This window comes from Streptomyces sp. NPDC058274, assembly GCF_042881375.1.
Classification (GTDB): Bacteria; Actinomycetota; Actinomycetes; order Streptomycetales; family Streptomycetaceae; genus Streptomyces.
In genome coordinates, this window is the sequence record NZ_JBHVXW010000007.1 from 134,916 (window position 1) to 157,362 (window position 22,447).

General features: G+C 68.0%; 21 protein-coding genes and 2 pseudogenes. 7 read left to right on the forward strand and 16 right to left on the reverse strand.

The genetic code is table 11. The annotated features are described in order from the left end of the window. Positions 1-72 precede the first annotated feature (72 nt). Positions 73-327, reverse strand: a pseudogene (locus ACFVYF_RS16635) (MMPL family transporter); the annotation flags it as partial. A 154-nt stretch (positions 328-481) separates the two neighbouring features. Here ACFVYF_RS16635 and ACFVYF_RS16640 point away from each other — a divergent pair. From ACFVYF_RS16640 to ACFVYF_RS16665, 6 genes are all read left to right on the forward strand, one after another. Next, a complete protein-coding gene (locus tag ACFVYF_RS16640; RefSeq protein ID WP_389455926.1) occupies positions 482-1,030 on the forward strand; it encodes a YciI family protein in 549 nt (182 codons plus the stop codon). Between the two features lie 415 nt (positions 1,031-1,445). After that, positions 1,446-2,024: a dihydrofolate reductase family protein gene (locus ACFVYF_RS16645; RefSeq protein ID WP_389455927.1), complete on the forward strand. Its 579-nt coding sequence runs from the start codon at positions 1,446-1,448 to the stop codon at positions 2,022-2,024. Between the two features lie 331 nt (positions 2,025-2,355). Beyond that, positions 2,356-3,216, forward strand: coding sequence for an alpha/beta fold hydrolase (locus tag ACFVYF_RS16650; protein ID WP_389455928.1), 861 nt, complete (start codon positions 2,356-2,358; stop codon positions 3,214-3,216). 322 nt (positions 3,217-3,538) lie between these two features. Next, positions 3,539-4,108, forward strand: coding sequence for a hypothetical protein (locus ACFVYF_RS16655; RefSeq protein WP_389455929.1), 570 nt, complete (start codon positions 3,539-3,541; stop codon positions 4,106-4,108). A 434-nt stretch (positions 4,109-4,542) separates the two neighbouring features. Further along, positions 4,543-5,166 carry a TetR/AcrR family transcriptional regulator gene (locus ACFVYF_RS16660; RefSeq protein WP_389455930.1) on the forward strand — a complete coding sequence of 208 codons (624 nt, stop codon included), beginning with the start codon at positions 4,543-4,545 and terminating at the stop codon, positions 5,164-5,166. A 53-nt stretch (positions 5,167-5,219) separates the two neighbouring features. Beyond that, positions 5,220-6,023 (forward strand): alpha/beta fold hydrolase, encoded by an 804-nt coding sequence (locus tag ACFVYF_RS16665; protein ID WP_389455931.1) that lies wholly within the window; start codon positions 5,220-5,222, stop codon positions 6,021-6,023. 133 nt (positions 6,024-6,156) lie between these two features. Here ACFVYF_RS16665 and ACFVYF_RS16670 read toward each other — a convergent pair whose 3' ends face one another. The 9 genes and pseudogenes from ACFVYF_RS16670 to ACFVYF_RS16710 form a co-directional block, all read right to left on the reverse strand. Further along, on the reverse strand, positions 6,157-7,770 hold the full coding sequence (locus tag ACFVYF_RS16670) for a glycoside hydrolase family 27 protein (protein WP_389455932.1): 1,614 nt from the start codon (positions 7,768-7,770) through the stop codon (positions 6,157-6,159). A gap of 284 nt (positions 7,771-8,054) precedes the next feature. Then, positions 8,055-8,726, reverse strand: coding sequence for a hypothetical protein (locus ACFVYF_RS16675; protein ID WP_389455933.1), 672 nt, complete (start codon positions 8,724-8,726; stop codon positions 8,055-8,057). Between the two features lie 293 nt (positions 8,727-9,019). Then, positions 9,020-10,243, reverse strand: a complete 1,224-nt coding sequence (locus tag ACFVYF_RS16680) for a glycoside hydrolase family 88 protein (RefSeq protein WP_389455934.1) — start codon at positions 10,241-10,243, stop codon at positions 9,020-9,022. Between the two features lie 123 nt (positions 10,244-10,366). After that, positions 10,367-11,848: pseudogene (locus tag ACFVYF_RS16685) on the reverse strand (glycoside hydrolase family 30 beta sandwich domain-containing protein); the annotation flags it as partial. Positions 11,849-12,203: 355 nt separating this feature from the next. Next, positions 12,204-13,121 carry a peptidase gene (locus tag ACFVYF_RS16690; protein ID WP_389455935.1) on the reverse strand — a complete coding sequence of 306 codons (918 nt, stop codon included), beginning with the start codon at positions 13,119-13,121 and terminating at the stop codon, positions 12,204-12,206. Between the two features lie 332 nt (positions 13,122-13,453). Next, complete coding sequence (locus ACFVYF_RS16695) at positions 13,454-14,230, reverse strand: DJ-1/PfpI family protein (RefSeq protein ID WP_389455936.1); 777 nt, start codon at positions 14,228-14,230, stop codon at positions 13,454-13,456. Beyond that, the gene (locus ACFVYF_RS16700) at positions 14,227-15,231 is read right to left on the reverse strand and encodes a GlxA family transcriptional regulator (protein ID WP_389455937.1); all 1,005 of its coding nucleotides are present in this window, start codon (positions 15,229-15,231) and stop codon (positions 14,227-14,229) included. The genes ACFVYF_RS16695 and ACFVYF_RS16700 overlap by 4 nt, the downstream gene beginning before the upstream one ends. Before the next feature lie 173 nt (positions 15,232-15,404). Continuing rightward, positions 15,405-15,752 carry an ANTAR domain-containing protein gene (locus tag ACFVYF_RS16705; RefSeq protein ID WP_389455938.1) on the reverse strand — a complete coding sequence of 116 codons (348 nt, stop codon included), beginning with the start codon at positions 15,750-15,752 and terminating at the stop codon, positions 15,405-15,407. Between the two features lie 83 nt (positions 15,753-15,835). Then, complete coding sequence (locus ACFVYF_RS16710) at positions 15,836-16,117, reverse strand: hypothetical protein (RefSeq protein ID WP_389456246.1); 282 nt, start codon at positions 16,115-16,117, stop codon at positions 15,836-15,838. A gap of 285 nt (positions 16,118-16,402) precedes the next feature. Between ACFVYF_RS16710 and ACFVYF_RS16715 the strand changes: the two genes are divergently transcribed. Beyond that, positions 16,403-16,777, forward strand: a complete 375-nt coding sequence (locus ACFVYF_RS16715; protein WP_389455939.1) for a hypothetical protein — start codon at positions 16,403-16,405, stop codon at positions 16,775-16,777. A gap of 72 nt (positions 16,778-16,849) precedes the next feature. Here the strand turns inward: ACFVYF_RS16715 and ACFVYF_RS16720 are convergent, their stop codons facing one another. The 6 genes from ACFVYF_RS16720 to ACFVYF_RS16745 form a co-directional block, all read right to left on the reverse strand. Beyond that, positions 16,850-17,761, reverse strand: a complete 912-nt coding sequence (locus ACFVYF_RS16720; protein ID WP_389455940.1) for a hypothetical protein — start codon at positions 17,759-17,761, stop codon at positions 16,850-16,852. 109 nt (positions 17,762-17,870) lie between these two features. After that, on the reverse strand, positions 17,871-18,461 hold the full coding sequence (locus tag ACFVYF_RS16725) for a S1 family peptidase (RefSeq protein WP_389455941.1): 591 nt from the start codon (positions 18,459-18,461) through the stop codon (positions 17,871-17,873). Positions 18,462-18,582: 121 nt separating this feature from the next. Next, positions 18,583-19,548 carry a hypothetical protein gene (locus ACFVYF_RS16730; protein WP_389455942.1) on the reverse strand — a complete coding sequence of 322 codons (966 nt, stop codon included), beginning with the start codon at positions 19,546-19,548 and terminating at the stop codon, positions 18,583-18,585. Positions 19,549-19,642: 94 nt separating this feature from the next. Then, positions 19,643-19,831 (reverse strand): YbdD/YjiX family protein, encoded by a 189-nt coding sequence (locus tag ACFVYF_RS16735; protein ID WP_389455943.1) that lies wholly within the window; start codon positions 19,829-19,831, stop codon positions 19,643-19,645. After that, positions 19,828-21,996, reverse strand: coding sequence for a carbon starvation CstA family protein (locus ACFVYF_RS16740; RefSeq protein WP_389455944.1), 2,169 nt, complete (start codon positions 21,994-21,996; stop codon positions 19,828-19,830). The genes ACFVYF_RS16735 and ACFVYF_RS16740 overlap by 4 nt, the downstream gene beginning before the upstream one ends. A 92-nt stretch (positions 21,997-22,088) precedes the next feature. After that, positions 22,089-22,310 carry a DUF3311 domain-containing protein gene (locus ACFVYF_RS16745; protein WP_389455945.1) on the reverse strand — a complete coding sequence of 74 codons (222 nt, stop codon included), beginning with the start codon at positions 22,308-22,310 and terminating at the stop codon, positions 22,089-22,091. Positions 22,311-22,447: the final 137 nt, after the last annotated feature.

The window sequence follows — 22,447 nt, forward strand, 5'->3', positions numbered from 1 at the left end:
CCGTCAGCCGGTGGGACGACGTCTTGACCTCCGTCGGCGTCGTACGACGCAAACGGAGGTCAAGACACACGCTCACGCCTGCGTCGAGTTCTTCACGTACGGCGACTCAGCCACGAGTTCGGGCGCGGACTCGGGCGCGGGGCCGCCTTCGCTGAGGCCGAACGGCTCGTGGGACGTGCGCAGGAAGCCGGGCGCGTACCAGGCGGAGCGGCCGAGGAGGCGCATCGCGGCGGGTACGAGAATGCCGCGTACGGCGACGGCGTCGATGAGGATGGCCAGTCCACTGCCCAGGCCGAACATCTGCACGAAGCTGAGCTTGGCCGTGCCGCGGAACAAGCTTGAGGACATCCATCGCCGGATCCCCGTACACGTGAACACCGCATGCGGCTGACCCATCCGATCCGGCGTCTGGATGAGGCTCCGAGCAGTGATCGCAGGGAACCCGCTCGACGATGGGCCTCCTTGAGGAGATCCTTTGGGCATGGAGTTCCTCTGCTACCACCGCGACCGGCCCGACTCAGGAGCGCTGCGCGAAGACCTGCTCGAAGAACACTGGTCCTACATGGACCAGTACGCGAAGGAGATGATCGCCCGGGGCCCGACGTTCGCCGGTGACGGCGCCACCCTCACCGGAAGCGTGCACATCGTCGATCTGCCCGATGCCGTCGCCGCGCGCGCGTTCGCCTTCGACGAGCCCAACTACCAGGCGGGCGCCTACCGGGACGTGTTGCTGCGCCGGTGGCGCAACACGCTCGGGCGCACCATGTGGGAATTCCCCGGTGGCCCGAGCGACGGCAACCGGTACCTGGTGCTCGGCCTCGGCGCAGGGCAGGCCGCCGATCTCACGGTGCCGGCCGACCGGGACGAGCTGATCGCCTACGGGCCTCTGCTGTCCGACAACGGCGAAACCTGGCTGGGCACAGCTGCGTTGGTCCGGGCGCCGGACCCTGACGCGGCCCGCGCCATCCTGACTCCGGACCGGTACGCCGACGTTGAGGTCCACATCTGGCAGTTCGGCGGGCGTCGGTGACGGCGTAGGGCGTGCCGGCCGGCCGCCCACGGCGGCGGGATCCCCGAAGCAATGGGCTCCGGCAGGTTCATCCTGGCCGGTGATGCCAGTCCTGCCGGTCCGGCCGGCGCGGCGGAGTAGGCCGCTGGTCGCGTTCCGCCTGCCTGGGGAAACCCCTCGCCCAACTCGACAGCCCTCCATCGAAGGGCGAGGATGTTGAGGGGAGGAATGGTCAAGACCTGTGGATCGGCGCACCACACCCTCCTCCACCGCCGCGTCGCCGGTCACGCTTGACCTTCCACCCTTCTCGGCCGTGATGGAGCACCTGGGTCCGAATCCGGGGCGGTCGGACTCCAGGAGGCCCATGGCGATGAGTTTCGCCGTGATTGCCGGTCTGTATGAGTACAGGCGATCAACCGCAGTCGAGGAGAGCATCATGACCGCTGCCTATACATTCGACGTCTTCTCCAGCCTCGACGGCTTCGGCGCCGCCGGCGGCGACTGGACCGGCTACTGGGGCAAGCAAGGCCCCGAACTCCTGGACCACCGCCTCGCCCTGTACGGCGAGGACCAGCGGATGGTCTTCGGGGCCAACACGTACCGGCTGTTCGCGCGGATGCTCGCCTCGAGCACCGAGGAGTCCGATGTGCGTGACCCATGGGTCACGCGGATGAGGAGCCTGCCGGCAACGGTGGTGTCGACCACCCTGGAGGGACCTCTCGACTGGCCGGACGCGACCGTAGTGAGCGGCGATGCCGTCGACGTCGTCGCCCGGCTCAAGGAGGAGTCCGAGGTCCCGTTGCGCTCGCACGGCAGCCTGTCGATGAACCGGGCGCTGATGGCCGCCGGCCTGGTCGACCGCGTCCAGGTGACGCTCTTCCCGGTGATCACCGGTCGGACTGGACTGGACCCGATCTTCCAGGGTGCGGCCGACTTCGACCTGGAGCTGATCGAGAGCCGGACACTCGAGGGCAGCATCCAAGAGCTCATTTACCGGCCCGCCCTGCATGTCTGAGTCCATCCATGCACCCCGCCCCTCACGTAGCCGAACCTGACCAAAGCTCCCGCCGGCCGACATGCCGACCGGTCTCATCGCCGCCCCCTGGCCACGCGGCCTGCTGATCGCCTCCTGATCCCCCGGGTGCTACGACGAGTTGACCGTTCTCGATCCTCCCGCCATCGCGGACCAGGACGACCGGGTGGGGTACGTTGACAGCGCCTCGCGCTTCTGGTCGCTCGCCGGCACCTAGGACACTGACGCACAAGCAACCACACCTCGCCGGCGTGAGCCGAAGCCTCTGCCGACGCGAGAGGTCAGATGGCTCAAGACCATTCAGGGAGCCTTGATGGTGACGCAGGGCCTCGCGTTGATGGCCGACGGGGCGCCGATACGCTGGATGGCGCTGGGGGACACGGCTCGGCAGCCGCCCGTGGTCATGCTGCACGGCGGCCCCGGCCTGCCGGACTATCTGGGCGATGTCGCCCCCATGGTCGCGGACCTCGCGCCCGTGTACCGGTACGACCAGCGGGGAACCGGCCAATCCCCTTGGCGGGGCCGCCATTCCCTCGCCCGGCACGTCGACGATCTCGCCGAGCTGCTCGACGCCTGGGACGCGCCGAAGGCCGTACTGATTGGGCACTCCTACGGCACCGATCTGGCGAGCCGGTTCTGCCTGAGGCACTCCGACCGGGTTGCCGCAGTGCTGCTGATGTGCGGGCCGTTCGTCGGTGACTGGCGTACCGGGGACCGAGCGGAGCGCGGCCGCCGCATGTCCGCGGCGCAGCAGGATCGGCTCCGCGAATTGGAGGCGTTGCCGCACCGCACGGAGGAACAGGAAGTCGAACTGCTCACGCTGGCCTGGTTCGCCGACCACGCCGACCCCGAACGCGGGTGGCTATGGGCCGCGCAAGGCGCCCGGCGGCGTCGCCCGGTCAACTGGGCCATGAACGGCGAACTCGGCAGGGAAGGCCGCGCGGATCCGCTCGATGACCACCTCGTCGATCTACGTGCGCGCCTGCCGGCACGGGCAGAGCTCCTCGGAGGGGTCGACGATCCCCGTCCTGTGTCCGCACTGGAATCACTCGCGCTCCGGCTCGCTGTTCCGCTGACTCGGATCGAGGGCGCAGGGCACGAGCCCTGGTTGGAGCAGCCCGACGCCGTACGGACGCACCTTCGGCGCTTCGTGCAAGGCGTCGTCGGCACATAGGTGCGCGCTGCAGCGCAGCTCGCGCCGGTACCGCGTGACGACTCACTCGTGTGGCAACTGCGAGACGCCATACCAGGGCGGAGGTGAGGGACGGGACAGCCTTCGGCAAGTGCGAGGCGCGCCGGCGCCCAGGCCCCTGGACAGGCTCGGGAACCTCCCGGAGACCGCATGCGCGAGGACGCGTTCCGTAACGCCCCACCTCTCACTCGGACGGGGCGGAGTTGGCCCGTAAGCTCCACGGCCGTTGAAAGGTTCGTGGCAGGATGTGCCCTCGATCAAAGCTCCCCAACTGGTGCCGCCCACCCGAGGTAGGAAGACAACGATGACTCAGTACAAGATGCGCCCCAGGCGGAGCTTCGGCCTTGTCGCGGCAACTGTGCTCGCGGGCCTGGCGATCACAGGGTGCGGCCCTGATGCGTCCGCCAAGAAGGAAGACAAGTCGACGAAGCCGCTCAAGCTCGGCGACCCCAGCCCGGAGACGGTGGTACTCGGGTCGTACGACACAGACGGCAAGTTCACTGTCACGCCCAAGAAGGTGTTTGAGGGCAAGCCGGAAGACGTCAGGGAACTCGGCAACGACGCCGATTATGCGGGCAAGAAACTCGCCTGGATCTACGTCAACTCCAAGCTGGTCGGCGGCGACAAGTCCGTCAAGGCGCCCATGTTGTTCACCAATATGGGCGCGGTGGCCGGAGCGAGTGGTGCGGCCACACGCCTCCAGCTCATGGGCAGCCTCTCGAGCAGGCCCAAGGACTGCGTCAGCGAGGACGTTCAGATCACCTGGAAGCAAGGCGAAAGCCACACCTGGTGCGAGCCGTTCATCATCCCGGCCAACTCTCACGTCACCCAGGTCACCTACTACCAGGACCGCTTCAAGTGGTCGGTGAAGTAACAGCGTTGGCTGATCAGCCCGCCGCTCCTCCTGGATCACTGCGCAGGCCGGCGGGAGCTGCGGGGGCATCAGACGCATGGCTGACGTGACGGGCTGGAGCTGCCGGTTGGGGCCTGTCCGGCGGATGTCCCCGTAACCCCTGCGACACGGCGCACCTGCTGCCGTACAGCCGCGTCGCCGCCGAGCTCGCCCTCGCGGAGCCGGACGGGGCGGAGGAACAGCCCACGACGGCCGGGCAGGTCGAGGCGGCCGTCGCACTCACCGTGCGGTACGAACCGGTGCCGCTCAGCCTGCCCAGGCTCGCCCACATCCAGGAGACGGCCCGACGGTTCGGGGGCTGAGAAGTGTCCGACCCAGCCCCACCGCTTGACCGCATTTAGAGGCACCTCTAAATTTAGAGCACTCTCCACGTTTCAGCGAAGGGGCGTGCCCGTATGCAGACGGTCGACGGGGGCCTGCGTGAGCAGCACAAGGCCCAGCGCCGGGAGCGGATCCTCGACGCGACGCGCGAACTCCTGAGGGACAGCCCGGAATTGGTGATCAGCACCGAGCGGATCGCCCAGCGAGCGGGGGTCGCCCCGGCCACCGTGTACAACCTCATCGGACCGCGCGACAAGATCTGGGAGGCGCTCGCCGCCGGGTTCATGGACGAACTCGAGCGACGTCTGGCGGGGCTGGGAGGCGAGGATCCGCGGGAGGTCGTCAGGTCGACCGTCCTGCTGTTCGTGGGCGACCCGGTCGTGTCTCGCCGCATGGTGCGTGAGTGGGAGGAGAGCGGCGTCGTGCTCGACCGCAGTCCGCTCACTCAGCTCCGCCGGGCGATGGCGCACGCACGGACACAGGGCCGCTTGCGTGACGACATCGACGTAGACGCCTTGGCCGCCGTTGTCGCCGCCTCGTGCGTGGGTGCGTTGCATCAGTGGGTCGCCGCCCTGATCGATGACGACCGGTTCCTCGCGCGCGCTCTGTTCGCGCTGGACGTCGCGCTCGCCGCGGCGGCCGCGGATCCCTACCGCGACGAGTTGCTGGCGCCGCTGCGAACCCGTGGCGCAGTATGAGGGCGGCCGGCGCACTGCCACGGTCCCGACGCTTCGTGGGCTGCGGCGGGATCGTGCTGACGGCGGATGTGTGGGGTGAGGCGTCCTCGCCCCCTCTCGTCCTGCTGCACGGCGGTGGCCAGACGCGACACGCCTGGGACCGGACCGGCCCCCGACTGGCCGCGCTGGGGTGGCAGATCATCGCCCCGGATCTGCGTGGGCACGGCACCAGCGAATGGTCAGCCGACGGTGACTACGACCTCGGTCTGTTCGCCGAGGACGTCCGGGCACTCGTCGCCGAACTCGGCGGGCGGCCGGTGGTCATTGGTGCCTCGCTCGGAGGCCTGAGTTCGCTGCTCGCGGCAGGAGAGGCACCCAGGGCGGCGATGCGCGCTCTGGTGCTTGTCGACGTCGCCCACCGGCCGGATCCCCGGGGGGGTCGCCGGATCGTCGAGTTCATGCGCCGCCGGCCGGACGGATTCGCCAGCCTTGAGGAAGCGGCCACGGCGGTATCCACCCACCTGCCGCATCGACCACGTCCCGACGGCCCCGAGGGGATACGGAACAACCTGCGACGCCACGGCGATCGCTGGGTCTGGCACTGGGACCCCCGGATGCTGGACAGCTTCGAGGGCCGGATGGATCCGCCCGGCATGGCGGAGCGGCTCCTCGACGCCGCGCGCCACGCCGACGTGCCGATCCTGCTCGTCCGCGGCGGGAACAGCGACGTGGTGCGCGATGACATCGCCGAGCAGTTCTGTGACAGGGTTCCCCACGCGCGGCGCGTCGAGGTGGCCGGCGCGGGCCACATGGTGGCCGGTGACCGGAACGAGCACTTCATCGATGCGATCGTCCCGTTCCTACGAGAGTTCAAGTGAGTGTGGGATTCCGCTGGGATCCGTTCCGGATGCCGGGATCAGAGGAGCAGGGATTCGCGGTCGCTGAGGCGTCGGCACCTGAGCGCGCATGGTCTTCTCCCCCTTTGCGGCAGGTCAGTTCAGTCGAAGTCGGTCAGCCCAGGCGCCACTGCTGGTTGGCGCCACCGTTGCAGGTCCAGAGCTCGAGCGGGATGCCGTTGACGTTGCCGGAGGCCTGATCGCCGCCGGTGACGTCGAGGCACAGGCCTGACTGGGTGCCGGTGATGGTGCCGTTGGGGTTGAGACTCCACTTCTGGTTGGCGCCGCCGGTGCAGGTGTAGAGCTGCACCTTGGTGCCGGGGGTGGTCCTGCTGTCGTAGGCGTCCAGGCACTGGGTGCCGCCGTAGAGCCGGAGTTCACCGGCGGCGGTGAGGGTCACGGACTGGTTGGCGCCGCCGCGGCAGTCCCAGATCTCGATCTTGGTGCCGGGGGCGGTCTGGTTGTCGTACGCATCGAGGCAGCGGTTGGAAGAGGCGCCCACCAGCGGGTGGGTGGTGCCGACACTGGTGCCGCTGCCGGTGGAAACCCGGTACATCACGGAGCCATGGGCGGGGACAGCGGCCGAGATGGTTCCGCCGGTGCTGCTGACGACGTGTGACCAGAGGTTGTTGAGGCGGTAGGAGGAAGCCGCGGGCAGACCGACCGCGGATGCGGAGGTGGTGATGGTGGCCGGGGAGGAGTTCTCGTTGAAGAGCACCACCGATACATCGCCGTTCGCCAGTGGTTTGCTCAGCACGTGGAGACCGCCCGAGGAGGACACCTCGGTTCCCTGCTTGCCCAGCGAGTCCTGGTCGACCGCGATGACATCCTTGTTGCCGTAGAGGGAGAGGGTCGCTGCGGAAGCCTTGCGCAGGTCGGTTCCGGCGATGAGCGGCGCGGCCATCTCCGCCCAGAGGCTGAAGTGGGAGCGGTCCTCGGTGAACGACATGCCGTTGCCGACTTCGAGCATGTCGGGGTCGTTCCAGGCGCCGGGCCTGGCGTACGGGGCAAGCTTGACGTTGGCCTTGTAGATCGACGTCACGGTGGAGAAGTTGACGTTGATGTCGTCGGTGGTGCGCCAGCTGTTGCCGACCCCCGCACCCCAGGTCCATACGCCGGCCAGGCCCCAGTTGCACAGGCTGTAGACGATCGGACGGCCGGTTCGAGCCAGGGCGTCGCGCATGGCGGTGTAGCGCTGCTGGTCGGGCACGTTCTGGTGGTTGCAGTTGTCGTACTTGAGGTAGTCCACTCCCCAGGCGGCGAAGGTGTTGGCGTCCGTCTGCTCGTGGCCGAGGCTTCCGGGGTAGCCGGCGCAGGTGGCGGTGCCGGCACTCTCGTAGATGCCGAGCTTGAGGCCTTTGCTGTGGACGTAGGCGGCGGTTCCGCTGATGCCGTCGGGGAACTTGACCGGATCAGGCACCAGTTGACCGGTGGAGTTTCGGGCCTTGGTCATCCAGCAGTCGTCGATGTTGACGTACTGGTACCCGGCGTCCTTCAGGCCGGAGGAGACGAAATAGTCGGCGGTCTGCTTGACCAGCTGCTCGGTGACGTTGCAGCCGAAGGCGTTCCAGTCGTTCCAGCCCATCGGGGGCGTCCTGGCCAGTCCGTTGTCGAGGGCCTGCGCGGGCGGGGCCGAGCGGAGCACCAGCAGCGCCGGGGCGAGGACCAGGAGAAGCACCATGGTGAAGGCGGCACTGAAGGGTCTCATGAAACGTGACGGGACGGTCATATCGGTGTCTCCTGTTTCGCCGTGCGGGGCCGGTCGAACGCACGTGCCCGACAGCGTCGTGCAGTTGTCGGGGTGTGCACCTATGGAAACGTAACCATCGCAGAAGCTCCCACCAGTCGGCACGGCCGTCAATGGGCCCGGGCCAAACTGTCGTCAGGGTGCACTACTCGTGCTGGTACTACATGAACGACGCGGGCCCGTACCAGGAGCCCCTCCGTGGAGACTGCCGCCGCCCGGGGTTGAGAAACAGGGCGGCGGCAGGCCAGGCCCAGGCCACTCAGCAATCAGCCGGCCGGTGTGCGCGACACCCGCGCCGCGGGCGCCCGGCGGGACACCCCCGGGCCGCCGGCACGTCCGGCCAACTGCCCGCCCAGCGCGGCGAGTCCGGCCAGCAGGACGGTCATACCGACCGGCACCAGCCAGTGATTGCGTCCGAAGCCCATCGCGACAGCCAACACCACGGTGCCTCCGGTCACCAGCACGGCCGTCCAGGCCCCGGCCCGTCGTGCGACCGCGGCCAGCACGGCGAACACCACCAGGCCGACAAAGACGAGCTGGGCCCCCACACCGTAGATCAGCTGTTCCGCACCGGGAATGTCCTTCACCCCCGCGAACATGTCCTGCAATTCCGCCCGGTCCGCCGCGCGGAACCCGCCCACCAGATCCAGTGCCAACTGCACCACGTTCGCCAGTGAACTGAGCAGGACCATCACCACACTCACCCACAGCGCGGTCCTGCGCCCGGCCGTCGGTCCCGTCCCCGGTCCCGTCGCCGGTCCGGCGTCGTCCGGGGTGATCAGCCGGCCGAAGCTCAGGCTCATCGCCGCGAACAGCAGGAATCCCGCCAGCCAGACCGCGTGCGCGGCCGTCCACCAGCCGCCCGGCTCCGCCTGCCCGTTGATCGGCCGCATCAGCAGCCACCCGGCAAGGAAGCATGCCGGCGCGGTGGTGAACATCAGGCGGACGGTCGGAGTCGTCGGGCTCATCGGCCTTGCCGGAGTCATCGGATGTGCCATGCGGTTCGTCGTCGGCTTCATGCCCAGAACCATCCCAGCGGGCGAAAGCCACGTCACTCATGGCCGCCCCCACTCCGCCCGGGGGTTATCCCCCGGACTCGGGCTGCTGCCGTGGTCGCCGAACTGGCAGCGGCACCAGAGGTGTTCTACCGACGTGGTCGATGGCGGGCCGGACGAATGCGGCCGCATTCCGCCAACCATTGGAATGCGGCCGCATACTGTCGGCGGATCGGTCAGAGGGCGGAAAGGTCGATTGCGCGGTCGACATCCTGCGGCTTCAGCACCCGCATGATGCCTTCCAGCAGGTAGTAGTCGGCGTACGGGAGGGAGATCTCGATGCCGTCCTCAGCGGGCCGGTTGCGGGTGCAGCGGGCTACGACCGCCTCGGCCCGGGAGGATTCCCTGGTCAGGCATGTCCGGGACAGTGCGGTCAGCAGCTGCAGCGCTACCGTCCGGTAGTGCTGCTTGTCCGCTGCCGCGGCCAGGTCGAGCAGCCCGCACGCCATGATGGCGCCGGCCGACGCGTCCTTGATGTCATGGGGCTGCTGCGGTGCACGGTAGTCCCATACCGGGACGAAATCCGGACCGAGTGCGCCTATCGCATAGTCGGCGAGTTTCCGCGCGGTGGTGAGGAATTGGCGGTCCCCGGTCCGGCGGTAGATCGTGGTGAATCCGTAAATGCCCCAGGCCTGCCCTCGCGCCCAGGACGACGTAGGACTGTAGCCCTGCACGGTGCCCGGTCCGATCTCCGCACCAGTGACCGGGTCGAAGTCGAAGACGTGCGGGATGGATCCATCCGGTCGCAGGAACGCATGTTGGGCGGTTTTCGCGTGTTCCACCGCGATGTCGAGATACTTCTCGTCGCCGGTCTGCTCGCTCGCGAACGCCAGCAGATCGAGGTTCATCATCGTGTCGATGATGACGCGGCCCGCGTTGTTCGCTTCGTTGAGACCGCCCCATGCGCGGATGTAACGACCGCGCGGGTTGTATCGCTGGATCAGCGAATCGGCCGCGCGTACGGCGCCGGCGCGCCAGGTGTCTTCGCCTGTCAGGCGCCAGGCGGTCACCCATGACGGATAGAACAGGAAACCGAGATCGTGGGTGCTCGTGTCGTACTGGCGGGGAGCAAGCTTGCTCGCCGAGTCGAGCGCAAGTCGGCGGAAGGTGTCATCTCCGCTGTAGAGCCAGGACATCCACAGCGTTCCTGGCCAGAACCCGCCGACCCAGTCGCCGTTCTGGCTGTAGACCCATTTCTCGAACTTCGTGCCGACGGGGAAGCCGTTCACATTCGGCGCGACGGAACGGACCTTCTCCACCGCGTAGTCGGCCGCGGCTCGCAGCGTGCGCGTGGTCGACGCGGCTGAAGGCTGACCAGATTGTGCCTGCGCGGCCTGTGGCAGGGATGGATACGCAGCCGCTGCGCCCGCTGCCGTAGCCAGTACAGCCCGCCGAGACATCCTCACGAGTGTCTTCCTCTCAACTGATCGACTATCGGTGCATGCAGGTAGGTAGGTCAGGTAGATAGGTGTCGACCCGCCGGCTGTCGTCCAGTGCCGGCGGGTCGAGGTCGAACGCGGCTACCAGGTGAAGGTGGCCGTGGTGCGGGCCGGGAGGGTGTAGACGAAGGACTGACTGCCCCAGTTCACGCGGACCGACTGTGCGCTGGTCCCGCCGTTGTGGGCGATGAGGGCCTTCGATCCGTCCGGATTGCGCCAGGCCACGTTCTGGATGGTGCTGTTGGCCGTCGAAGCGATCCGGTACGCGCCCGGCTTGACGAACTTGGTCAGGTGACCGGTCGTGTAGTACTCGATGGTGTAGTCGACCTGGCCCGCCCTAGAACCGCCTTCCTGGACGGTGACCAGACCTGTGCAGGTGCCACAACCGCCGTTGTGCGGGCCCATGTTCTGGTTGAGGGCGAGGCCCCACTTGACCAGGCTGGTGCTCCAGTTGCGGGCGTAGTTCACGATGTCCGCGAGATCTTCGTTGTGCTGATTGGCGATCCAGGTGCCACCGGAGTGCTCCGTGCTGAACTGCTTCACGCTCGAATACTGGTTGTGCACCTGGGTTCCGACCGCCGGATCACCGGAGTAACCGTGCCAGGCGATGCCGCCGAACAGGGGATCGTTGCGCACACCGGTATCGCCGAGGACGCCGGAGCCCATGGTCGCGTAGTCACCGTAGTTCCAGTCGTGGACGAGGACCTTGGTGGTGATGCCCGCGGCACGGAAGGCCGGGTAGACGTGGTTCTTGGTGAACTCCGCCAGGCCGGACGAATTCCAGTTCATGCCGGGGTAGTTCATCGCCGTCGGGTTGGACGCCTGGCAGCAGTTGGGTTCGTTCTGCACCGAGATGTAGTCGACCTTGATGCCGGCGGCCTGGTAGCTCTGGATGTACTTCACCAGGTACTGGGCGTACGTGGGGTAGTACTCCCACTTCAGCCAGCCCATCTGGTCCATCCGGCCGTTGTCCTTCATCCAGCCCGGGGCGCTCCACGGCACGGCCATGATCCTCAGGGCCGGGTTGAGCTGCTTGGCCTGGACCGTCAGCAGACGGACATTGGTGTCGTAGCCATTGGCACCGAAGTCGTTGAGATTGCAGCAGGTGTCGTCGAGTGAGACATTGCCCGGGCGGGAGAGGTCGGAGGCTCCGATCGGGTTGCGCACGAAGGAAAGGCCGATGCCCGCGGTAGGCGAGAACAGCTTCTGCATGACGGCGTCGCGGGTCGCCGCGCTGACCGCGCCGCCTCGCAGCAGGTAGGCGGTGGAGTCGGTGATGGAGGCGCCGCCGCCCTCGAACTGCTGGTAGGTCGTGTTCTCGTCGACGGTGATGGTGTGCTGAGCCGTGCCGCCGGCGGGACCGAAGCGCAGTGCGGTCTGCTGCTGGAGCCCCCGGGTGACGTTGCGGCCGGCGGAGTCGGACGTGGTCGTCAGCCACAGATTGACCGGCTCGTTCGCCGCCTGGGCCGTGCTGCCCGTCGCAGTCAGCGTGGCCGCTGCGACGGCGCCGACCAGCAGGAGGCGGGCTGCCTTGGGCAGGCGCAAAGACAAACGGATGCGTGCCATGTTCGCCCTTCGAGGTGGGGTGGGCGTCGACTGTTCACGTATGAGAATGAACTGTTGATATGTGACCAGCTGTCGAGAACTTAAAGGTCTGAACCATGACCGTCAAGACTGTGGACACACCGGCTCATCGGAGATTCTCGCCAGGGCGGCGCTGATACCAAGTGCCGTGCAGCGCCGCGCCATTCAGGGTGAAGCCGCCGTGGGCAAAAAGCCCTGGCGGGGCTGGTTCACCGAGGAAGCCGTGCGCCGGAAAGGTTCCTCTGCCGCACCAACAGATTGGTCGGCTCCCCAAGGCGATTCGGGAGCCGACCACGGGTCCGGCCCCCGGGCGGTCGCGGCTGCGAGGGCTGCCGCGTCAGCTGTTCTGTGCGCCGTTCCAGACGTCGTACGCGGAGTTGCCGTACGCCGAAGTGGCGGCCGCCGATCCGTAGCTGCCGGAGTAGGCGCCGGTCTGGATGGCGGAGCCGTCGGACTGATAGTTCTCGATCCAGGCACCGCCACTGGCGCCGCCGGTCAGGCCGATGCAGTTGTTCATCAAGCGCTGGCCGTCAGGTCCGGCGTAACCCTGCCCCTCGCACCAGACGGCGTAGTCCTTGTCGGCCGGCAGACCGATGATGTGCGCGTAGTTGCTCGACCAGTTGAAGCCGAGCCCGGTGGAACCGACGACGTCCTGGACGCGCCGGCCGCCAGGAGTGTCCAGAACGAGGAAGGCGCTGTCGTTCTCCTGGCCGCCTCCCGTGACCCAGCCCGCGCTGCGCCACCCCCACCAGCCGTAGGGCGCGTTGCCCGAACTGTAGTTGGGGGCGAATCGGTAGTTGGTGCCTCCTTCACCGAACCCGCAGTGACGTGCGGTGGCCAACACAGATCCGTTGTTGCTCGTGACAACGTTGCCAGAGCAGATGTAGTCACCCTTGCCGGGGATCGTGAAGAGCAGGCGTCCCACCGTGCCCCACACGCTGGCCTGCGCCTGAACTCCCGAGCTGCCACTGGGTCTTGTCGCGGGGATGTGCACAGGATTGCCGGTTGCCTCGGCTGCTGAGGGGGAGGAGGGCGTCACCGTCGAAACGGTGGACGCGGGCATCACCTTGGCCTTGCGGATCCGCTCCGGAGTCCAATAGGCGTCGAGTTGAGCGCGTGACTGGGTGTTGACGACCGTGGCGGTCCCGGTGGGGGAACCGGTCGGCCGGTCCTGCGCGACAGCCGAGGTCGGCGCCGACACGGCGCACAGACCCACGGCGGCGAGAGCGGTGAGGGCAAATCGACGTAAGCGCATGGGGGCCTTTCTGGTTCGGGGAACGATCAAATCGCGCTCACTGTCGCACGCGCTTCCACAGGAGATCAACGGGACCCGACAAGGGTTCTCACATTGCGTCAGAGGGCTGGTACGGGATGAGGAGATTTCGGTGCTTCCCGCAAGGGCGGACGGCATGATGATCGGCGAACTGGCCTCCGTACACGCCCTGTTGGAGCGTCATGAGAGACGGCGGCCACGGCTTGTTCGATCGAATGATGGACGGAGCCGGAGGCGAATGTCGGCACCGCCGGAGTGGCGCGAGGGCCGGACGACGAGCTCCTGGAGGGGCGGGCCTCGGCTTCGCGCTTCGACTACACCTGTGAGGCGGCAAGCAACTTCAGCGCGGCTTCCTTGAGTTGGGGATCCGCGTCTGTGGCATTGCCCGAGCCGAAGGGAGGTTGAGGGTCGTATTCGATGGCGAGTTGAAGCGCCTTGGCCGTGTCGTTGTCCGTCATCAAGGATGCGAGATACAGGGCCATGTCCACTCCCGCCGAGACTCCGGCGGCGGTGATGATCTTCCCCGAGCGTACGTAGCGCTGCGGCAGGTAGGTCACACCGAACGTGGACTGGAGGTACTCCGCGGAGGCCCAGTAGGTCGTCGCCCGCCTGCCTGTGAGCAGTCCGGCCGCGGCGAGGACGATGCTCCCGGTGCACACAGACGTCGTCCAGCGGGTGTGCCGGTGCATGGCGCGGATCCAGCTCAGCAGCACCTCGTTGGTCATCGCGGCGACGGTCCCGCGGTTCCCCGCACCCGGCACCAGCAGGACGTCCAGGCGATCGACCTCGGTGATGGACTGCTCGGCGAGCACCGCTACGTCTCCCGTGTCCGTGCGCACCGGCCCTCGCTTCTCGGAGATCATCGTCACGGTGGCGTCCGGCAACCGGGACAGCACTTCGGCCGGACCGGTGGGGTCCAGCAGACTGAAGCCGTCATACAGCAGAATGCCGATGTCCGGGCCCGAACTGCCCGATGGGGCCTGCGCTGTTCCAGTCCCCGTTGCCGCCGTGGCGGTGGCTGCGAGCGCGGCGGCGGCCACGGTTCCGCGCAGCACATTTCTGCGTGTCGTCGCCTGTGTTGGGTGCGTCATGTGCCGGGAGTCTGCTGCGCCGGAGCGAGGCGTGGGGGTGCCATGTCCGGCATCCTGCGAATCCTGTCCCCTGTGACCCCGTAGTGGTCGAGGAATGCCTGCCGAAGTGTCTCCGCGGTCCCGAATCCGCAGCGGCGGGCGATCGCCGCCATGGGCAGTGCGCTGGAGCGCACCAGGCGGGCCGCGGCTGCCGTGCGCGCCCCGCGGACGGCCCGTGCCGGAGTCGTACCGAGGTGGGCGGTGAAGAGGCGGGTCAGGTGCCGGGAGCTGATACCCGCCCGAGCTGCCAGAGCGGCGAGCGTGAGGTCCTCGGCCAGGTGTCCATCGACGTAAGCCATCAGATCTCGCACCAGCCGGTTCTCCGGTGGCGGCGCTGCCAAGTACATGGAGATCTGCGCCTGGTCGGCCGGCCGGTGGAGGTATGTGACGAGTTCACGGGCGACGGCCCGGGCCAGCGTCGGCCCGTGGTCCTCTTCGATCAAGGACAGCGTCAGGTCGAGCGCGCTGGTGACCCCGGCGGAGGTGTAGACGTTGCCGTCGCGTATCCACAGGGGGCCCGTGTCCACGGCCACGGTGGGATGCCGTTCAGCGAGCCGCTCCCCCCACCCCCAGTGGGTCGTCACCCGCTTGTGGTCCAGCAGTCCGGCCGCGGCCAGGACGTACGCGCCCGTACAGACGGAGGCCACGCGGCGGCTCTGTGCGGCCAGTCGGCGGACCTGACCCAGCAACTGCTCGTCCGCCGCCGCGTCTTCACAGCCGACACCGCCCACGACGATCAGCGTGTCCAGGCGTCCCGTGACCGCTTCCAGACTCAGCCCGGCCCCCAGCACGATCCCCGCGGAACTGCGCGCGGCCCGACGACCGACGGTTCCCAGTTCGAGGGTGTACGGCGGGGTCGCGCCGTACCGGTTGGCGATGTCCAAAGCACCGCTGGGACAGGCGATGTCGAGGATCTGTGCGTCGTCGTAGGCGACGATGAGAACGCGCCTGTGGTTGTCCATGCCCTTGATACCAGCACAGTCCGGTAGGCCGTGAGCACTCGTATGCCACCACCGGACGGTACCGGTGTCGATCACGTCGCGGCCCCGTCACTCCCGTACACCGGCTGTGTGCATCACGACCTTCGCCGTCATGCCCTCGGCTCGTGCGACGATCCCGAGGCGCATGCGCGGTTTTAGGTGTGAAGGTCCTTCAGCGCGCGCCGCAGAGCCAGCTGCATCTGTCGCGGGAGGGGCTTGCCCTCCCAGGCAGCGACCACGGCTGCGGCCGTCTCCGGGAGCTTGACATTGCACTGGCGGGAGATGTCCGTCAGCAGGCCCCTGGCCGGCCCACGGCTGCAGGGAGTCAGGACCATCACGATCCCGCGGGCCTGGTCGATGGTCGCACGGCCGGCCATGGCCCGCCGGAGGTGGTCGATCTCGGCGCGCAGCGCGGTGACGTTCTGCCCCGAGGGGGTGTTGCGCCACGAGGCCTCGGCCTTCAGGTCCCAATATCCTTCGGGGAGCATCGTTGTGCGTGACATGGCTGTACCTCTCGACGGTCTAGGTGCGTCCGGTCTTGCCGAAGCGGTGCCCGGAACCTCTGGGTGCCGGCGCTGCTTCGCCGTCAGACGCGGCGCTCACGGTCCCGCCGGTCCTCGCGCCTCCAGCGCGCCCGGTGCCGACGGCTGTAGCGCCGATCCCAGCGGTCCTGCCGGTCACGGCGTTCCTCGTAGTCGCGGTACTCCCCCACATCGGAACCGTCGCGGCGACCCCAGCCTCTGCCACGATCGCGCCTTGAGCGGCTGGCGACGAACACCAGCACGGCTGCGGCCACCCACCAGAGGGAGTTGAGGAAGCCGAGACCGAACAGCACCACAATCAAGAGGAGAAGCAGGACGGCCATCATGGCCTCCACGGAGCGGAACGAAGACATCGCTGCCGGGGACTGGGGCCTCACTCAACAGCCTAGTCCTGCCCGGAGGTTATGGATACGGCCTGGCGCGCAGGCGGTACCCGTCGATCACCCGGAAGAATCCATTGCCGCACCGACAGATCGGTTGTCCCCCAATTTACCGACCGCAGGTAGTCCTGCCCGTGATGTCCGTCTGGGACTGTGACCAGCACGTCCCGGGCTTGTTTACCGACCGTGTCCGGGACGTCTGTCATGTTCTGGAGTCGGTACGGAGGACGAGTGGCACGGCACGTGGTGGTCGGGGACTTGCGGGTCCAGCAGACCGAGCGGAAGAACGGGCGGCGGTCGTGGACGATCGTGTGGCCCGAGGGGACGGCCGCCCTCAAGGCCGCCCACACCGAGATCCTCACCCAGCGCACTCGGATCGGCGAACTCCTGGGCCAGATAAGCGACTTGCAGGACGAATGGACCGAGGGCGCCATCCAGCGGATCACAACCGGGAACACCACCCTCAAACAGCGCGTCCGCCAGCTCACCACCGACAACCGCACCCTCGACGAACGGCTCAAGGCCGCCCGCTCCAACCTCCGCTTCCAGGACCGGCGCGTCGCCGACCTCGAAGCCCGCATCACCGAACCGGCACCGAAGTCCTGATCCTCCCACCCAGCCGCTTCACGACCCGACCCTCTCCCGGCGGACGCCATGGAGGGCTGGATGATGTTGCGCTTACGTCCAGCTCGGTGTCGTCCCTTTGGGGTCTCCGAACGGCACTGGCCGACCGGTGAGGGCGTCCAGGAGGAGGCGGTCACCGAGCGGCCGCGACAGTTCCACCCTCACGTTCTGTTCGATCATGTCGGCGGGGCATGTGCCGCCTTCGGCCCCCTTGATGGAGGCGTACAGTACTACGCTCTCATCTGTCTCCAGCGCTTTGGCGAGGGGGCCGTCGTCGCAGGATCCGTGAGTGGCCTTCACAGTGATGGAGCGACCATCTGCCGCCATTCCGACCAGCTGGGTGACGCTCCTGAGACCGCCAATAGCCCCTTGTCGGGCTTGTTCGATCGGCGGCTTGGGAAGCTTTGAGGGGGTTACGGCGACACGCTTGAGCGGGGTGTCGTAGTTCTCCAGTGTAAACAACCATGCGGGAACGGTTGCGTTACCGCGGCTTGTCACGATGGTTGTTCTACCGGGCCGGGCCCCAGTTACGCTCAGGTGGGGTCCGGCGCTGCGGTTAAGGGCGAACGACTGGTATGCCTTCTTGGCCTCAATCAGTGGGCGGGTGAGATCTTTCCCGTTTCCCCAGTCCACCTTCCCGAGGGCGGGGGCTGTGCTGGGCAGATCGCCGCGCAGGACGAAGTTCTTCGTTTCGTAGGCTCGCTCGTCCGCCTTACTGCGCCAGCCGGATTCCGGCTTCTGGACCGCGTCGGCCATCGGGTAGTAGCCCTGGGCCCAGGCAGCGGCCGCTGCAGATGCCCGCCAGGCATCGGCTACTTGACGGGCGCGCTCCTCCTGCATGCGCAGCGACTGATCGTTCGCATGCCCATCGTCTGTGCGCTGATCATTGCCGCAACCAGCAAGGAGGCTCGTACTCAGGAGTGATACCAACAGCATGGAGACGGAGCGCTTCGTTTGCGTATTCATGAAGTCCTCTGTGGGGTCGACGAGGGGTTGGCTACGGAACACAAGGGCGCGGGGACTCTTCAGCACCCAGCGCTGACCGACTCCCACACCTTCGACGCGGAGGGGCGCATCAGGGTTCACTCACGGCCTCTCGCCGCCCGCTGCACCTGCGTTGGTGTGGCGGAGCCGCAGGCAGCGAGAGGTCGTCCGTGGCCCAGTAGACCTGCAGCCCTTCCCAGGAGAGCACCTCGTCTACCGGCTCGTAGAAGCTGGAACGGTCCGCTTGGCTGTCGGAATCCCCGCATGGCTGGTCGGCATAGCTGCCGCCCGAATTGATGCCCAGCGCCGTCTCACCGCTGAAGAGGGGTCCTCCGCTGTCACCATGCACGGTGCAGTTACTCGCCTCGACCATGTTGGTGAGGGTGGTGCCGTCGGTGTAGGTGACCGTCGCGACCGTCGCCAGCACCATGCCCACCAGGTCCTGGCTCATGGTCCCCACGCGCTTCACCTTCTCCCCGTCGAACGCGGAGGCAGAACGCGAGATCTGCCCTTCCGAGCCGTCCGCGTACTGGATCGTTCCGTACGGCGCGACATCGCTGTTGCTGTACTCCACCACTCCGTAGTCGGACTGATTCACGTCGTTGCCGTAGGCCCAGTCGATGGCCCTTCCGAGGGGAATGTCCCCGCTCCTGCGGCGCCAGGTGACAGCGCCTTCCTCCATGCAAGGTGCCGTTCCAGACGTCTCGAACACGAATTAAAGATCTCCGTCCAACGCGAAGTGCGCACACGAATCACTTCTCGCTCGAGCAGATGGCGTCCCCTGGGGGTAACTGACCGAGGGGTTACGGGAGTTGTCCCCCGTCCCCGCCGTGCACGAGACGGTCCCGCCAGTAGAGGAACGTGCGCTCCGGTTCGGCCAGCAGGTCCCAGGGGTGGCGTGTCATGTGAGGGCCGATGCGTCGGAAGGCGGGGGCTGCCTCGGCCGGGCGGTGGGCCTGGATGAGAGCGAAGGCGAGGATGTTCAGATCGAGGACCGTTTCCGCGTGCGGCGACGCAGGCGTATGGAACCAGCCGGTGAGGGCCGCGTCGATTTCGACGGCCGCCTGCTGTTCGTGCCAGTGGCCACTCGCCCCGAGCGCGGCCAAAGGCGTCTGCCGCAGGCGGTGGGCGACGAGTTCCACGCGGGCTGCCACGGGGAGCAGGACGAGCGGCGATCCGTGCGGCGCGTGGGCGGCGGCCTGCCGGGCGAAGTCCATCATCTCGGGGACCGCTCCATGTCCGCGTGGGGACAGATAGCGCAGCAGTCGATGGTAGGCGTTCCGATGGCACGGGGCGCGGGTGACGGCCTCGGTCCACACGGGCACGGCGTCCCGGAGTGGGACCGCCATGGAATGCATCAGGGACAGCAGTGCAAGCCATGGAGTCGGGTCCCCGGGGCATGCCGCGGCGGCGCGCAGGCACACCTGCTCCGCCCGGCGGGCCCCGGCTCGTCCCTCCGCGGCGGCCGTGGCCGACCGCGCGCAGGCCACCAGCCCCAGGGCGTCCGCGTCCCCGGGGCGGTCGGCGGCCCAGCGTTCGCTGACCACCCGTGGAAGATGTCCCGCCAGTACGAACATCCGGTGCACCCGGCGGTCCCAGTCCTGCCCGGTGGTGCGCAACAGTTCCGCGGCCGGTTCCCAGACGGAGCGGCTCCGGCCGGCGCCGAGGCCGTGGAGTTGCTGCCCCGGGCGGAGCTCGGTCAGGGTCGCGTGCAGTTCGTGGTCGTCGAGTTCGGGGCGGATCAGCAGGGCTTTTCGGCGTCTGAGCATCTCGGTCCCGGTGTCGGTGGGCGGGTGATGCGGGGCGGGCGCGGCGTCAGGGCTGGGAGGCGCGCCCGCCCCGCGGTCCGGGGGGGCCGGTGCGTCAGCAGCAGCGGCTCTGGGGGTGGGTCTCCCTGTGCAGGGTGCGCAGCACCTCGTACTCCCGTCGGGTCGGCTCGGGGGCGAGCGGGTGGTGGCTGCGGTGGCGCGCGCAGTAGCGGTCGTACTCCGCCTCTCCGGTCAGTTCGCGCAGGTACCAGCGCACGGTCCGCGCCCAGTGCCGGGCGTTCATGAGCGGGCCCCCGCCAACGGCTCGTCGGCGTGTTCCGGCACGTCGATGCGGGACTCGACGTACGGGGCCTCGGTTGTCGGCAGCGCCCAGGGCGAGCGCATGGCCCGTGCGCACACCACGGCCGCGTTGCCGATGACCACCGCGACCAGGAGGAGGAACAGGGCGATCAGGACACCGTCGACGGTGGAGTTGGTGACCACGGTGTGCATCTCGTCGAGGTTCTTGGCAGGCGACAGGACCTGGCCGGCGTCGATGCCGTCGGCGTAGCGGGCGCGCTGGGCGAAGAAGCCGACGCGCGGGTCACCGGAGAAGATCTTCTGCCAGCCGGCGGTGAAGGTGATCGCGACCACCCAGGCCAGCGGGATCGCGGTGACCCAGGCGAACCGCAGCCGCCCGGACTTGATGAGGACCGTCGTACAGACGGTGAGGGCGACAGCCGCGAGCAGCTGGTTGGCGATACCGAAGAGCGGGAAGAGCTGGTTGATTCCGCCGAGCGGGTCGGTGGCGCCGGTGTAGAGGAAATAGCCCCAGGCGGCCACGACGATTCCGCTGCACAGCCAGATACCGGGCTTCCAGTTGACCCGGCCGATCGGCTTCCAGATGTTTCCGAGCATGTCCTGGAGCATGAAGCGGCCGACCCGGGTGCCCGCGTCGACGGTCGTCAGGATGAACAACGCCTCGAACATGATCGCGAAGTGATACCAGAAGGCCTTCATCGCCGAGCCGCCGAAGACCCCGGAGAAGATCTCCGACATGCCGACGGCCAGCGTGGGCGCTCCACCGGACCGGGCGATCAGCGTCTGTTCCTCCACCGAGGCGGCTGCGTGGGTCAACTGGTCGGGGCTGATGGTGAAGCCGAGACTCGCCACCGCGTGCGAGGCGGACTGGGCCGTCGTGCCGAGGAATCCCGCAGGTGCGTTCATCGCGTAGTAGAGACCGGGTTCCAGGGTGGCCGCTGCGATCAGCGCCATGATCGCGACGAACGACTCCATCAGCATCGCGCCGTAGCCGATCATCCGGACCTGGGATTCCTTCTGGATCAGCTTCGGGGTGGTGCCTGAGGCGACCAGGGCGTGGAAACCGGACAGGGCCCCGCAGGCGATGGTGATGAAGAGGAAGGGGAAGAGCGCCCCGGCGAAGACCGGGCCCGCACCCGAGGAGGCGAAGTCACTCACCGCGTCCGCACGCAGTACGGGCGCGGCGACGACGACACCCACCGCGAGCAGCGCGATGGTGCCGATCTTCATGAAGGTGGAGAGGTAATCACGCGGCGCGAGCAGCATCCACACCGGCAGGACGGAGGCGACGAAGCCGTACCCGACCAGGCAGAAGACGAGGGTTGTCGGGCTGAGGGTGAACGTGTCCGCCAGTGCGGAGTTCTGGATCCAGCTGCCGCCGACGATCGCGAGCAGCAGCAGCGCGACGCCGATCAGGCTGGTCTCGACGACCCTGCCGGGGCGGATGACGTGCATCCAGAAACCCATGAACAGCGCGATGGGGATGGTCATGGCGACGGAGAATGTGCCCCAGGGGGAGTGCGCGAGCGCGTTGACCACGACCAGGGCCAGCACACCGAGCAGGATGATCATGATGGCGAACACCGCGACCAGCGCCGCCGCGCCGCCCGCTCTGCCGATCTCGTCCCGGGCCATCTGCCCGAGCGACTTGCCGTCCCGCCGCATCGACAGGAACAGCACCACCAAGTCCTGCACCGCCCCGGCGAAGATCACCCCGGCAACGATCCAGAGGGTGCCCGGCAGGTACCCCATCTGGGCCGCGAGCACCGGACCCACCAGCGGGCCCGCGCCGGCGATCGCGGCGAAGTGATGGCCCAGCAGCACCCGGCGGTCGGTCGGCTGGAAGTCGACGCCGTCCTCCAGGCGTTCGGCCGGCGTGGCCCGGCGGTCGTCCGGCTTCAGCACTCTCCGGACGATGAAGCGGGAGTAGAAGCGGTAGGCGATGGCATACGAACCGAGGGCCGCCACCACCAGCCACACCGCGGAGATCTTCTCCCCCCGGGCCAGCGCGAGGACGCCCCAGGCGACCGCGCCCGCCAGGGCGACGGTGGTCCACAGCAGGATCGACCGTGGTGTCATGCGCCGGTGTGGGCGCGGTGGCCCTTCCGGCGCCGGGAGAACGGATTCAGGCATGGCTGATGTGGGCATGACGGCTCCTCGCCTGGGTGATCGTGTGTGGGGCAGGGTGCGACGGGCGCGCCCGGATCAGCGGGGGTGACGTTCTTTCCTGGCCGACCCGGTCAGGGATCGCGGCGTTCCTTCCGGGTCAGCGCGTACGCGGCGAGCAGGCAGAGCCCGCACCCCGGTACCCAGGCCAGCTGGTACCAGTAGAAGAACGGCGTCCCGGCGAGCCGCGGACTCTCGCCGGCGTACCAGGGCACCCACAGCAGTCCCGCGGCGGGCGCGAGGAGGAGCAGGGCGACGGCCACGTGCCGTAGCCGCGGATGTCCGATCCGTGCCATGACCTGGGCTCCTCTCCCCTCCGCTGTCGGTATGTGGAAGAGTTGTCCACCCGCCGGAAATGGTTGACAGCGAATTTCCAGAAGATTTCCCGCCGGTTTTCTGTCCACCGAACCGGCACCCCGCGCAACTCTCCGGC

Bases quoted from the DNA above. Each gene is read 5' to 3' on its own strand.
- ACFVYF_RS16645 (WP_389455927.1), top strand. From the start codon at position 1,446: ATGACCGCTGCCTATACATTCGACGTCTTCTCCAGCCTCGACGGCTTC.
- ACFVYF_RS16720 (WP_389455940.1), bottom strand. From the start codon at position 17,761: ATGAATACGCAAACGAAGCGCTCCGTCTCCATGCTGTTGGTATCACTC.
- ACFVYF_RS16660 (WP_389455930.1), top strand. From the start codon at position 4,543: ATGCAGACGGTCGACGGGGGCCTGCGTGAGCAGCACAAGGCCCAGCGC.
- ACFVYF_RS16680 (WP_389455934.1), bottom strand. From the start codon at position 10,243: ATGTCTCGGCGGGCTGTACTGGCTACGGCAGCGGGCGCAGCGGCTGCG.
- ACFVYF_RS16690 (WP_389455935.1), bottom strand. From the start codon at position 13,121: ATGCGCTTACGTCGATTTGCCCTCACCGCTCTCGCCGCCGTGGGTCTG.
- ACFVYF_RS16705 (WP_389455938.1), bottom strand. From the start codon at position 15,752: ATGTCACGCACAACGATGCTCCCCGAAGGATATTGGGACCTGAAGGCC.
- ACFVYF_RS16670 (WP_389455932.1), bottom strand. From the start codon at position 7,770: ATGACCGTCCCGTCACGTTTCATGAGACCCTTCAGTGCCGCCTTCACC.
- ACFVYF_RS16710 (WP_389456246.1), bottom strand. From the start codon at position 16,117: ATGATGGCCGTCCTGCTTCTCCTCTTGATTGTGGTGCTGTTCGGTCTC.
- ACFVYF_RS16655 (WP_389455929.1), top strand. From the start codon at position 3,539: ATGACTCAGTACAAGATGCGCCCCAGGCGGAGCTTCGGCCTTGTCGCG.
- ACFVYF_RS16735 (WP_389455943.1), bottom strand. From the start codon at position 19,831: ATGAACGCCCGGCACTGGGCGCGGACCGTGCGCTGGTACCTGCGCGAA.
- ACFVYF_RS16745 (WP_389455945.1), bottom strand. From the start codon at position 22,310: ATGGCACGGATCGGACATCCGCGGCTACGGCACGTGGCCGTCGCCCTG.
- ACFVYF_RS16650 (WP_389455928.1), top strand. From the start codon at position 2,356: ATGGTGACGCAGGGCCTCGCGTTGATGGCCGACGGGGCGCCGATACGC.
- ACFVYF_RS16640 (WP_389455926.1), top strand. From the start codon at position 482: ATGGAGTTCCTCTGCTACCACCGCGACCGGCCCGACTCAGGAGCGCTG.
- ACFVYF_RS16740 (WP_389455944.1), bottom strand. From the start codon at position 21,996: ATGCCCACATCAGCCATGCCTGAATCCGTTCTCCCGGCGCCGGAAGGG.
- ACFVYF_RS16725 (WP_389455941.1), bottom strand. From the start codon at position 18,461: ATGGAGGAAGGCGCTGTCACCTGGCGCCGCAGGAGCGGGGACATTCCC.
- ACFVYF_RS16700 (WP_389455937.1), bottom strand. From the start codon at position 15,231: ATGGACAACCACAGGCGCGTTCTCATCGTCGCCTACGACGACGCACAG.
- ACFVYF_RS16675 (WP_389455933.1), bottom strand. From the start codon at position 8,726: ATGTTCACCACCGCGCCGGCATGCTTCCTTGCCGGGTGGCTGCTGATG.
- ACFVYF_RS16730 (WP_389455942.1), bottom strand. From the start codon at position 19,548: ATGCTCAGACGCCGAAAAGCCCTGCTGATCCGCCCCGAACTCGACGAC.
- ACFVYF_RS16695 (WP_389455936.1), bottom strand. From the start codon at position 14,230: ATGACGCACCCAACACAGGCGACGACACGCAGAAATGTGCTGCGCGGA.